The 12090-nt window shown below is 70.3% G+C and carries 12 protein-coding genes; 5 read left to right on the top strand and 7 right to left on the bottom strand.

Going from position 1 to position 12090, the window contains the following annotated elements:
- Positions 1–210: 210 nt before the first annotated feature.
- From AB0946_RS22530 to AB0946_RS22520, 3 genes are all read right to left on the bottom strand, one after another.
- Entirely contained in the window at positions 211–1509 is a 1299-nt protein-coding gene (locus AB0946_RS22530) for a phosphatase PAP2 family protein (RefSeq protein WP_366762556.1), read from the bottom strand.
- A gap of 361 nt (positions 1510–1870) precedes the next feature.
- Positions 1871–2137, bottom strand: a complete 267-nt coding sequence (locus AB0946_RS22525; RefSeq protein ID WP_366762416.1) for a twin-arginine translocase TatA/TatE family subunit — start codon at positions 2135–2137, stop codon at positions 1871–1873.
- A 14-nt stretch (positions 2138–2151) separates the two neighbouring features.
- A complete protein-coding gene (locus tag AB0946_RS22520) occupies positions 2152–2727 on the bottom strand; it encodes a TerD family protein (RefSeq protein WP_366762415.1) in 576 nt (191 codons plus the stop codon).
- A 367-nt stretch (positions 2728–3094) separates the two neighbouring features.
- Between AB0946_RS22520 and AB0946_RS22515 the strand changes: the two genes are divergently transcribed.
- From AB0946_RS22515 to AB0946_RS22500, 4 genes are all read left to right on the top strand, one after another.
- On the top strand, positions 3095–4414 hold the full coding sequence (locus AB0946_RS22515; protein ID WP_366762414.1) for a GAF domain-containing SpoIIE family protein phosphatase: 1320 nt from the start codon (positions 3095–3097) through the stop codon (positions 4412–4414).
- Positions 4415–4825: 411 nt separating this feature from the next.
- Positions 4826–5740: a YceI family protein gene (locus AB0946_RS22510; RefSeq protein WP_366762413.1), complete on the top strand. Its 915-nt coding sequence runs from the start codon at positions 4826–4828 to the stop codon at positions 5738–5740.
- Between the two features lie 227 nt (positions 5741–5967).
- Positions 5968–6621, top strand: coding sequence for a YceI family protein (locus AB0946_RS22505; protein ID WP_366762412.1), 654 nt, complete (start codon positions 5968–5970; stop codon positions 6619–6621).
- A gap of 687 nt (positions 6622–7308) precedes the next feature.
- The gene (locus AB0946_RS22500; RefSeq protein ID WP_366762411.1) at positions 7309–7671 is read left to right on the top strand and encodes an STAS domain-containing protein; all 363 of its coding nucleotides are present in this window, start codon (positions 7309–7311) and stop codon (positions 7669–7671) included.
- Between the two features lie 136 nt (positions 7672–7807).
- On the opposite strand, the gene AB0946_RS22495 is transcribed toward AB0946_RS22500, so the two are convergent.
- The 3 genes from AB0946_RS22495 to AB0946_RS22485 all read right to left on the bottom strand — a co-directional run bounded on the left by AB0946_RS22495 (position 7808) and on the right by AB0946_RS22485 (position 10826).
- A complete protein-coding gene (locus AB0946_RS22495) occupies positions 7808–9019 on the bottom strand; it encodes an MFS transporter (protein WP_366762410.1) in 1212 nt (403 codons plus the stop codon).
- 569 nt (positions 9020–9588) lie between these two features.
- Positions 9589–10374 (bottom strand): GNAT family N-acetyltransferase, encoded by a 786-nt coding sequence (locus AB0946_RS22490; RefSeq protein WP_366762409.1) that lies wholly within the window; start codon positions 10372–10374, stop codon positions 9589–9591.
- A 74-nt stretch (positions 10375–10448) separates the two neighbouring features.
- Positions 10449–10826 carry an STAS domain-containing protein gene (locus AB0946_RS22485; RefSeq protein WP_366762408.1) on the bottom strand — a complete coding sequence of 126 codons (378 nt, stop codon included), beginning with the start codon at positions 10824–10826 and terminating at the stop codon, positions 10449–10451.
- Positions 10827–10986: 160 nt separating this feature from the next.
- On the opposite strand from AB0946_RS22485, the gene AB0946_RS22480 reads away from it, so the two are divergent.
- Positions 10987–11466, top strand: coding sequence for an ATP-binding protein (locus AB0946_RS22480; protein WP_366762555.1), 480 nt, complete (start codon positions 10987–10989; stop codon positions 11464–11466).
- A 132-nt stretch (positions 11467–11598) separates the two neighbouring features.
- On the opposite strand, the gene AB0946_RS22475 is transcribed toward AB0946_RS22480, so the two are convergent.
- A complete protein-coding gene (locus AB0946_RS22475; protein ID WP_366762407.1) occupies positions 11599–11847 on the bottom strand; it encodes an XRE family transcriptional regulator in 249 nt (82 codons plus the stop codon).
- Positions 11848–12090 lie beyond the last annotated feature (243 nt).

The following is a 12090-nucleotide window of genomic DNA, read 5'->3' as shown; positions in this document are numbered from 1 at the left end:
GAGCCGTCCGTCCAGTGGGTGATCCGGCCCCCCACCCGCTCGGCGAACGCGCGCACCGCCTACTCCGCGCTCCTGGAAATGCACATCCATGCGGGCGCCGGCTTGGCAGGCGTCCAGCCCGGCCCGGCAGGCGGCCCGCCGCCTTGTTGCGTGGACGCGGTCGGCGGGGCCACCCGTCTGAATACGACCGGAACCGGTTGGATCGGTATGTCAGACCAGCTCGGGTCGTGGGTCCGGCTGTGGTGCCGGAGCGGCCTTCGGTTCCCAGAGTTCGGTGATGCGTACGTAACGGTGGATCACTGACGCCATCGCCAGAAGGAGAAGCGGTCCGAACAGCCAAGGATGTCCGGCCATCTCCGTCGGCAGATAACGGTAGGACACCAGGAGCACGGCGAAGACCGTCGTCCCGTGAGCGACAAGCTGGACGCCTGACCGTTCCCAGCCACGGTCGAGCGAGCGCAGGGCCACCTCGATCGTGAGCGCGAACACCACACCGGCGATGAGGTCCGAGCCGTAGTGGTAGCCGAAGCCCAGCGTCGCGCCGAGCGTGGCGATCAGCCAGAACGTGCCCCCGTACCGCAGGACCCGAGGACCCTTGCGGGTGTGGATGAAGATCGCGGTGGCCCACGCCGTGTGCAGGCTGGGCATGCAGTTACGAGGGGTGATCTGGTCGTAGGACATCGGGTGCGGGACCGTGACGGGCGGTGGCGTGTGGGGCCACAGGTTGGCCACCGCCCAGTGCACGCCGCCGGTGCCGGAGGCGCCCGGGCCGTAGGCGAAGACGGGTCCGACCACCGGGAAGAGCATGTAGATGCCCGGCCCGAGGAGGCCGATCACCAGGAAGGTGCGCACCAGATGGTGGCGCGGGAAGCGGCCTTCGACCCCGACGTTGCGCAACTGGTACAGCGCGACGACGACCGCGGCCACCGCGAGCTGGGCGTAGACGAGGCCGAGAACGTGCGTGCCGATCGGGTCGGTGGCCTGGAGTATCCGGCCCAGCAGCCACGAGGGGTTGCCCAGCGCCTGATCGGCGGTTGCCACGTACTGATCGAGTACGGCCGGGCGGGTCTTCGCGGTGATGAGCAGCCAGATGTCACCCGTCTTGCGACCGATCGCCAGCAGCAGGCCCAGCCCGGCGCCCTTCAGCAGCAGCACACGCTCCCGGCCGCTGCGGCGCGTGACGGCGATGACCGCGCAGCCCAACATCACCCACAAGGCGCCGTTGCCGAAGAAATGACCGTCGGCCACCTTGGCGTCGACCGCCCGTCGCACCAGTACGAAGACGACGTCGATGCCGATCGCGGCACCGGCCGCGACGAACCGTTGCCGCCAGGTGAGCACCACCATCGTCAGGGCCAGACCGGCGTACAGCGGTCCCGGTTTGGGCGGGAATATCGTCTCTTTCGCCTGTTCGGTCAGCGGCCCCGGTATGCCGGCGCAGCGACGCGCGAAGATCTCCAGGGCGATGAGGAATCCGAGTGCCGCCACACCAGCCGTGGCCCACAGTATCGCGCGTGGTTGACGCCACGCGGCGGGTGTCGTTATCCCGTTTATTCGGGGAAACTTCCGCGATGTTCTAGTTGTCAACTGTCTGGCCGATTTGGTGGGTAGTTAAACAGGGTCACTTTTCGCGCTGGGGCATGGATTCCTGTGTCGTGGGAGGGGCGGTCGGCGCGAGTTCGAACATGCTATCGGAGCGGCGGCCGGATGTTCATGGCGCGTCTGTGTCCTGTTCGGCGCGGTAATGGCATGGAGCGGATCCTCGGCAGGTAACGTGCTTCACCTCATGCCCATGTGCGTATTCCCCCGTGCCGGTGCGCGAGGGTGGGCAGGCGGTCACCCGTCAGGTGCCGACCGCCTGCCCATCGCTTCAGCGCCGCTGCGGCTCCCCGTCGTCCGGGGGCGCGGCCGGCCGGTGGTCCGCGTCGGGAACCGCGGAGGCGTCCGGGCGGGTGATGGTCTCTCCTCGGATCACGCGCGGTTGCGCCGTCGGCTGTCCGTCGTTCATCGCCTTGGCCTCGGCCTTGAGGATGCGCGCCGACTTGCCCGCCGACCGGACCAGTTCGGGCAGCCTCTTGGCGGCCAGGACGGCTATGACGACGATCAGGATGATCGCGAGTTCGCTCAGTCCGAACACGGAGGGCCCGCCCGTCAGACGTTGACGCCGAAATCGGCGGCGATGCCGGCGAGCCCGGAGGCGTATCCCTGCCCGACGGCACGGAACTTCCACTCGGCACCGTTCCGGTACAGCTCGCCGAAGACCATCGCCGTCTCGGTGGAGGCGTCCTCGGAGAGGTCGTAGCGGGCGATCTCCGCGCCGTCGGCCTGGTTGACGACACGGATGAACGCGTTGCGGACCTGGCCGAAGCTCTGGCCGCGGCTCTCGGCATCGTGGATGGACACCGGGAAGATGATCTTGTCGACCTCGGCGGGTACGGCGGCGAGGTTCACCTTGACGGTCTCGTCGTCGCCCTCGCCCTCACCCGTCAGGTTGTCGCCGGTGTGCTCGACGGACCCGTCCGGGCTGGTCAGGTTGTTGTAGAAGACGAAGTGCCGGTCGGAGAGCACCTTGCCGGATGCGTCGAGCAGCAGGGCCGAGGCGTCCAGGTCGTAGTCGGCACCGGTGGTGGTCCGCACGTCCCAGCCCAGTCCGACCAGGACGGCGGTCAGGCCCGGCGCCTCCTTGCTGAGCGAGACGTTGCCACCCTTGGACAGGGAAACTCCCACTGCTCTCCTCCTCGGTGAGACGATGACGTTCCAGGTTGAATCTACAGGACTGTAGAAGCAGCGGAAGCGGTCGGGAGTTCCCGGCGCTGTACGGCTCCTTCCGTCCACGGCAGCGGGACGGAGACAGGTGTGCCGGGGCAGCCCGCTTCGCCGGGTGCCCGGGTGAAGGAGACCCCACCCTCCGCCGCCCCGGCCGGCACCGCGCTCCCCATCGTCTTCCCACCTGCAAACCTGACCCTTTTCCCTCCACCCTGGATGGCCAGGTGCCGAGTTCGCCGGTGCGGAGGCCGGGGTCCGCGATCAGCCGCCGGGCATCGCGGGTACCCGATGCCTGGGCGCAGGGGTCAGGAAAGGAGGTGGGGTGGCCGTGACCAGGGATTCGGGCGATCGTGACGCACACAGCCGCAAACCCCCGCCGGGTGCCGGCGGCGATGATCTGAACCACCTCCAGCAGAGCCTGCGGCAGCTGGCCCATGCGCATGGGCGGATGCGCTCCCTGCTGGACGCCGTGCTGTCGATCAGCAGCGCGCTCGATCTGACAGTGGTGCTGCACACCATCGCGGAGGCGGCCCGGGGCTTGGTCGACGCTCGCTACGCGGCCATCGGGGTCCTCGGGGAGGAGGGGGAGTTCACGGATCTGATCACTTCCGGCTTCGGCGCCGACCAGTTCCGCGGCGAGGGCGGCCCCCCGCTTCCGCACGGCACCGGACTGCTCGGCGAGGTGGTCCGCCACCCCGAGCCCCTGCGTGTGGACGATCTGGCCGGCCACCCGCAGGCAGCCGGCTTCCCCGAGGACCACCCCCTCATGACCACGCTGCTGGCGGTGCCGATCAGGGTGCGCGACACCGTCTACGGCAACCTCTACATCGCCGACAAGGAAGCCGGCGTCTTCACCGGCGAGGACGAGGACCTCGTCACGGCGCTGGCGAGCGCGGCAGGCGTCGCGATCGAGAACGCCCGCCTCTACGAGAGGCTGCGGCAGGCCACCGAGGAGTTCCAGCGCCGTCTGCTGCCCGACCTGCCCACGCTGCCGGGACTCGAACTGGAGGCCCGCTACCAGCCCTCCACCGAGGTCCCCCGCATCGGCGGCGACTGGTACGACCTGATCAACCTGCCCGGCCAGGTGCCCTGCCTCATGGTCGGCGACGTCATGGGCCACGGCCTGGAGGCCGCCACCGTGATGAGCCAGATCAGCAACATGCTCCGCGTGATCGCCTTCGATCAGCAGGAGCCGCCCAGCCGCGTTCTGCACCGCCTCGACGACGCCCTGCACCAGCTGCACGGAGGTCCGCTCGCCACCGTCGTCATCGCCCGTCTGGAACCCGCGCCGGCCGGAGGCCGGATCATGCGCTGGTCCAGCGCCGGCCACCTGCCACCCCTCGTCGCCACTCCGGACCGGTGCCGGCACCTGCCGGAAGAGGTCGGTCTGCCGCTGGGGGTCGAGCCCGGTGCGTCCCGCCCGGACCACGAGTGCCCGCTGTCCGCGGGCGCCACCGTGCTCCTGCACACGGACGGCCTGGTCGAGGAGCGCGGCCACTCGATCGACGACGGCATGCGTCAAGCCGCTGCCGCCGCCGCCCGGCATGCCGCCGACCCGCTGCCCGAGCTGTGCGAGGCCCTCCTCGCCGAGCGTCAGGGCGCCTTCCACGACGACGTCGCTCTCCTCGCCGCCCGCCTCACCGCGTAACCGCACCGCCGGGCCTGCCCCCGCCCCCGGGATGGCCGACCACCCTCAGGGGGAGCACCGAAGGGCCGGTTGCCCATCCCGCCCGTGTGGGGTCCGTGGTGAAACCGCAGACTGCCTGTGAACATACCGGTCCCCTTCTGTGCCCTTCACCACAGCGTTGCCGCAAACAGATGAAGCCGAGCCACCGCGATATGGCCGGTCGGAGAGCTGATAGGTGGCCTGGCACCCACCCGAAGGGCGTTGAGCAGCCTCGATGCCGTGGCCGGAATCCCGTGCACGGACGGCTCTATGATCGCCAAGGAACTGTTCGCTTCGCGTCCATCCCTCTGCCGCAGGTGATTCTTGGCGACCGCGAACGCAAGCAGCTGAGCGGACCGTGTGGCGGTAACGCATGTGAGAAAGGTGAACTCGATGGCTCTCAGGTTGCTCCAGCGCCGGCGTTCCCGCGGCGCCTCCGGTGCCGCGCCGAGCCTCTCGGTCCCGCTGCCGCCCGATGCCGGGGCGTTCGGCTTCGTGGTCGTGGATCCCACGGGGCAGCCCATGGGCGGAGCCGAGGTCACGGTGACCGCGCTCGACACCCACCGGGTGGCCGCGCGGGGCACCACGGACCCCCACGGGTACTTCATGGCGACGCTGTCACCGGGCTCCTACAGCGTGCTGACCGTGGCCGAGGGTCTGTCGCCCGCCCGCGAGGAACTGGACATCGCCGCCGGGGTGGCGCTGCCCCAGAGGCGTGTCGCGCTCGAGCCCGCCCGACAGCTCGAACTCCCGACGGCCGGAACCTGGCTGTTCGACCCTCCGCACACCGCGATCCGGTTCATCGCCAAGCACGTGGGCATGGCCCATGTCCACGGCCGGTTCACCCGTTTCGAGGGCGGCATCCGTATCGCACCGAACATGGCCGACTCGCACGTTTCGGTGCGCATCGACGCCTCCAGCATCTCCACGGGCAACAACACGCGTGACAATCACCTGCGTTCCGCCGACTTCCTGGACGTCGAACGCTTCCCGTACATCGACTTCACCAGCACCCGGTTCGCCTACCGCGGCGGCTCCAAGTGGACCCTGCACGGCACGCTCACCATGCACGGCACCAGCCGTTCGGTCGGACTCGACACGACCTACCTCGGGACGGTCAACGGAGGCTACGAGCAGGAACTGCGCTGCGCGGCTCTGGCAAAGGCGGAGCTCCACCGGGAGGACTTCACGCTCAACTGGCGCTCCATGCTGGCCCGTGGAATCGCCGTCGTCGGTCCGACCGTCCAACTGGAGCTGGACGTACAGGCGATGTACCACACCCACGACACGCCCACGCCGCCGAAGTAGCGCCTCACCGGGACACGCGAGACGCGGACTGCGGCCCGGCAGACGCCTCCGCGTCGTTCGCGGTGGTCCGATGCGGCACCCGTCCGACAGCGCACCGCCACATCATGCGGTTCTTGTAGAGCTTTGCAGTGGACCGCATGGAAACCAGACGAGACCGCCCATCCGGCCGGGTAGTGCCGGCGAAGCCGTGATAGCACGGAGCGGTCTGATGGAAAGGGCTCACGCACATGGGAATCTTCAGTCGCCGCCAGAGCGCTGTCATCGACCCGACGACGCCTGTCGGCACGGGCGCCCCGGACACGGGGGCCGCACCGCGGAGCGTCGCGCTCGACCCGGCGTTTCAGGCGCTGACCGGGCAGTGGGCCATCGACCGGGCCCACAGCCGCATCGGATTCTCCGTCAGGCATGCCATGGTGACCACGGTCCGGGGGGCTTTCACCGACTACGACAGCATGTTGTACTTCGACGGAAGCCGGCCCTCGGAGTCGCGCGCCGACCTCGTCATCCGGGTCGCCAGCGTCGACACGGGCGTGGAGCAGAGGGACGCGCACATCATCGGTCCCGACTTCTTCGACGCGCGTCGCTACCCGGAAATGACCTTCCGCTCCACCTCCGCCAGCCACGAAGGCGATGGGAGCTTCCGCATGACCGGGGACCTGACCATCCGCGACACCACCCGGCCCGTCCACCTGCAACTCGACTACCTCGGATCGGTCCTGGATCCGTTCGGCTACGAGCGAGCCGGCTTCGACGGCACCACCACCATCGACCGCACCGAATGGGGTCTGGCCTACAACCAGCGCCTCAAGACGGGCGGCGCCATGGTGAGCGAGAAGGTCCGACTGCAGTTCGACATCTCCGCGATCCGGTCCGTGCCGTAGAGAAGCGCTGGGGTGCCAGTCGGCCCGTCGACCGCCCGGGTCGGCAGGCGACGGCCCGTGTGGCTGCTCCTCGGGCGTGCTCGTAGGGGTGGCCGGCACCAGCGCCGAGGACGTACGCAAGGCGGCCGGCATCAGTGGGTCGCAGCTCTACCACTACTTCGACCGCGAGCACGCCCTGATCGAGGCGGTCATCACCCGCCAGGCCGAGGCGCCGCTCGTTCCGGGGGAGCCGGTCATGGGTGCCCTGGACAGCTCGACCCCTTGCGGGCCTGGGCCGATGCCGCGATCGGGCACCAGGAGCACAACAGCGGCCGCAGGACTGCACGCCGACCTCCCTGACGGGCGAACCGAGCCCCACCGGCGAGCAGGCTCGGGAAGACCTGCCCAACGCCTTCCAGCGCCGGCAGTCCCCGCTGTACGACGGCCTGCGCGCCATGCGTGAACGAGGCGACCCACGCCCCGAGGCCGATCTCGGCGAGCTGTCAACCGGCCCCGCCCACCGCCCGGCAGAGCGGCAACCTCCTGAGCCAGACCCCGCGAACCGCGGAACCGACGCGGGCATCGACGACCGGAATCGGTGCATCGCAGACGCCACGGACAGATGCCGCTTATCCTCGACGGAAGCCGGTCGATCCTGCCCGGACCAGGCAGTAGCCCCGTCACCCCCGACAGCTCACCGAAGGCACCATGCCATCCCACTCCGGGGCCCGACCCCGTCCCCTTCCCGAACAGACCGCCGCCACCGAGGACATCAGCGTCGTCACGCTGCACGGCGCCATCGACCACCACAACGTGGACGACCTCAGCGACAGCCTCCTCTTCCCCCACGGTGCGGCCACGGCCCGCACCGTGATCAACCTCAGCGCCGTCACCTTCATCGACTCCAGCGGCATCAACGCCTTCATCACCGCCCACCATGCCGCACAGCGCGCCGGAGGCTGGCTGCGTCTGGCCGGTCCCGTCGCATCGGTCCTGCGCATCATCGAGATGGTCGGCCTGGACGAGATCATGGACTGCTACCCCAGCACCCGCCGCGCACTTGCCGCCTGAGGGGGCTCGGGTGCCCTCCCGTTCGGCGGCCTGACCTCGGCCACGTCGATGGGCGGCGTCTGCTCAGCCGGGGGCGCGCCGTGCCGAGGAACACCCGCACGTCCCGCGCGGCCCCATCGGCACATCGAGGCCGGGCTCATTTCCGATGCCTGGCGTGGCGCGGCCGGGGGCGGGTGCCGCGGGTGAAGGCGCAGGCCAGGCCGACGCATTGCAGGACGGCGCAGACGGTGATCGTCGTGTGCAGGGCGGCGGGGTCGATGAGGGCCATGAGGATGCCGGCGACGGGATAGGGCGCGAGCAGGATCAGCACGGTGACGGACAGCGTGCTGCCGAACACCTCGGCGGGGATGAGGTGGGATCGCAGAGTGCGCAGTACGACGGCCAGCACGCTGTCGCCTGCCATGAAGACGGCGATGAGGACCAGGTACGTCAGGTAGGAGCCCGTGTGCGCGATCAGGAAGCACGGCACCACGGTCACGAGAGCGGCGCAGCGGCCCACCACCTGCAGCCCCCACCGGTCGATCGCGACGCGGCTGGTGGCGACCGCGAGCAGCGAGGCCGCGGCCGCGCAGGACCACACCACCCCGACCAGGGCGCTGGACCGGCCGAGTCGCTGCACCACGATCACCGGGGTCGCCGCCTCCAGCAGGCCGAGCGCCAGGTTGGACAGTGCCAGCCCCACCACCAGCCAGGTGAGCGCCGGCAGCGCACGCAGGGTGGCCCAGCCGGTGCGCCATCCCCTGGCGGCCGGTACGGTCGCCTCCCCTGCCTCGGCGGACGGCCGGTGCGTGCCAGGGGTGATGGCGGCCGACACCACCGACAGGCCACTGATCGCCGTGAGCATGCCGCTGAAGCCGGCCCACTGAAGGAGGAGGCCGCCCGCCGCGGGACCGGCGAGGGCCGCCGCCTGGTCGATGCCCAGCAGCACGGACTGGAGGCGGTGCGCGGTGTCGCCGGCGTCCCGGCTGGCGACCGCGCCGACACTCTCGGCCGCGATGAAGCTGAACTGGGTCAGGCAGCCCGCGCACGCCGCCAGGAGCATGACCAGCCCCGGGGTGGTGGTGTCGTCCGCCGTCGCCAGGGCGGGCACCGCGAGAGCGGTGACGAGCGCCCGCGCCGTGGCGGCCAGCCGGAAGACCCGGGTGGGCCCGAAACGGTCGACGGCCAGGCCGGCCAGAGCGAACGTGCACAGCCGCGGCGCCCACGCCATGACGAAGGCGATCCCGGTCAGCGACGAGGATTTGGTCGCGCCCAGTACCAGCAGGGGAATGCCGTAGGTGGCCATGGAGGAGGCGAGGGCATCCGCGAGCCGCGGCAGATAGACACCGCGGACCCGACCGTGGGTCACGGTGCGGGCGTGCCGGGGTCCGGCGGACCGGACGTTCGTGGGTATCAAAAGGACGTGTTGTTTCTGTGAACCGTGGCGGCGGTCAGAGGAGCGACCCGGGCGAGAAGAGGCGCAAGTTCCCACAAGACAGGTAGGTCTGAGTGCACTCCGTTCCTGCGAGAGCTGGGTCGAAGGCGGACGCGGGACGCAGGGGCGGAGTTCGCACTCCGACGAGTGGAAGCAGGCGCCCGTGGCCGGACAGTCCGCAACGGACGAGCGGACCTGTCACCTTCCAACAGCGTGATCACCGCACCGGATGTTACGCCGGGTAAGCCCACGTCGCGCCGGCGAGTCGGGGTGGTCTCGGGTGCGGCACGGTGCGGTGGGGGAGCAAGGCGGCATTCCAGGCGGCCGCGTCAGCCTGGCGGTGCCCGGAGGCGGTCAAGGACGCACGGTGCGGCAGGAGCGGGTCAACAGCACCGCGAGGCGTGCGCGTTCAGTCCTCGTCGCGCATGCGTCGTACGGCCCCCGGTACGTGGCGGTGCATGGGAGATGCCCCTCACGCAGGAGCCGGCGAAGGCCGGCCGAGCTCAGGGTGACCAGACGTACGGTGTCGTCGTGGTGATCGTGTGCAGGCCGAGGCGGGTGAGGATCGGGGCGCTGTCGGCTGAGGCGTCGACGTAGACGTACGGGACACCCCGGGCCGCGGCGAGTTGGGCCCGGTGGGCGACCATGGCCCGGTAGATGCCCTGCCCGCGCCATTCCTTGAGCGTGGAGCCGCCCCAGAGGCCGCCGAAGTCGACGCCGTCGTTGAACACCAGCCAGGCCGCACAGACGACTTCGGTGCGTGCCTCGGCGACGAGGACGACGGTGTTCTCCGGGGCGTTCTCGATCCGGGCGGCCAGGTCGTCGGCGAGCCGACTCCAGTCCTCGCCCCAGACGGTGCTCTCCATTGCGGCGACGCGCCGGAGGTCCGGCCGGGAGGTGACACGGCGGAGGGACACGCCGTCGGGCAGCACGGGACCGGCGGCCAGATCCGCGGACTGCCCGACGAGCACGGTCTCGCTGTCCTCGGCGACGAAGCCGGCCGCCGTGAGCCGGTCGGTGAGGTCGGCGGGGAGATCATGGGCGCGGGTCTTCCATTCGACCGCCTCACCACGGGCAGCGTAGAAGTCACGCTGCCGCGCTATGAGCGCGTCGAGTTCCGCCCCGTACACACCAAGGTCACGTGGGCCCGTGACGAAGCCGCGGTGCCGGCCGACGACCCGGGTCAAGGGGCCGTCCTTCTCGATGCGGGCGCCGCCGCCCGGAGGGGTGACACCACGGAGTTGGGCGTCATACGCGGCGCGGAGTTCGTCGATGACCATGTCCTTCACCCGAACACCGTACGGACCGGGTCAAGTGAGCCGGAACCAGGACGCGGGCGGGGCATGGCCGCACCGGTCGGCGGTCAGGCGGCGAGGGCTTCGCGGAGGGTTTCGCGGCAGTCGATGACGGCGTCGACGCCGAGGATGGTGAGGGTGCGCATCACGGATTCGCCGACGGCGGCCAGGCGCAGCCAGCCGCCGGCCTCGCTGAGGGCTTGGTGGGCGGCGATGAGGATGTTGATGCCGCTGGAGTCCATGAAGGTGACCTGGCGCATGTCGACGACGACACGGGGGCGGGAAGCGTCGGGGGCGTCCAGGGCATGGCGCAGAGTGTCGCCGGTGTGGTGGTCGATCTCTCCCGCCAGGGTCAGCACGCGGATGCCGTCGGTGACGGCGGTCACGACCGACAGCTGCCCGATCTGTCCAGCGTGTTCGGTACCCGTCATCTCTTCCTCAGACATGCCGGTGATCCTGGCACACTCCGACCTCCGGCGCAGCGCCGTCCGGCGTGGTACGAGCGATGTCGACGTGTGGCCGATCCAACAGAAAAGAGGCCGGCGTGATCCCGAGGTGCGCGGGTAGACGCACGGAGACATGAACGGGGAGCGAATGGCAGCCGTGATGGAGACAGACCCGGTGCTGGCAGGCGGTGCGGTGCCGGACAGGCCGGTCATACAGACCAGCGTGGCCCTGGTCGGAGACGGCACGGACATCGCGCACGCCCGTCACCTGGCCGCCGGCTTCCTTGCTCGCGTTCAGACCGGGCACGGCCTGCCCGTCTCGAAGCGTGCCATGGACCTCACCCAGTTGGTGGTGAGCGAACTGGTCACCAACGCCCACAAGTACGCCCCCGGGCCGGTGCTGCTGGACCTGCGCGTCATCGGTGACATGGTCGAGGTCGCCGTGTGGGACTCCGACCCGACCCTTCCGATCGCACGGGCCGCGGACGTCGGCCGGGTCGGCCAGCACGGCATGGAGATCGTCATGGCCGTCGTCCAGGGGTTCGAGGCGCAGCGCGAGCCGGTCGGCAAACGCATCACCGCCCGCATCGCCCTGGCCGACGACCCGGGCGGCACCGTCTCCGGACACCGCCCCGTGTAGAGCAACTCGGTGTGCCGGGAGGCGTTCCGCAGCACCGTGTCTCGTCCCCCATCCCATGGGCGGCCAGCGCCCGTTGACGGCCCCGGCACGGCAACTGCGCGGCTCCGACGCCCGGCTGGTCCGTCAGACGGGTCAGACGGGCTGACCCGCATAGGCGACGGCTCGACGGCCCCGGCTCGCCGCCAGCACGTCGGGAAGCGGCAACGACAGCACCTGGGCCAGTTCCGTGAGCTCTTCCGGTGTCGGGCGGATCGGCCCTGCGGCTCCGTCTTCGACGAACGCTTTGATCCGCGGGACGCGGATTCCGGCCGCATGGGCGAGCGCCTCACAGCTCAGGCACTGCCGGCGCATCGCATCCGCGAGCAGCTCCGCCAGGTCCATCGGAAACCTCCTCTTGCCGGATGGCCGCAGGGACGCACGGGTTCGTGTACCCCGGGTGGCGTCGCGTGAACGGCCAAGGCTCCGGGTTCCAGCGGGGTCTCTTCCGGTCGGGCAGACGTCCAGCGGGGCCGGTTCACCGCAAGCAGGCGAGTGCGGGCCCGCCATGTGGGGCGGTCCTCCGGCCACCGTCCCGTCCGGCGACAGTCTCGTCCAGCCGGTCGACGCCGACGCAGCGGGGCCACG

Origin of the sequence: Streptomyces sp. NPDC046870 (assembly GCF_040704595.1) — a bacterium.
Taxonomy (GTDB): Bacteria; Actinomycetota; Actinomycetes; order Streptomycetales; family Streptomycetaceae; genus Streptomyces; species Streptomyces argyrophylli.
The sequence above is the reverse complement of the archived record's forward strand: the minus strand, read 5'-3'. Positions and strand labels throughout refer to the sequence as shown.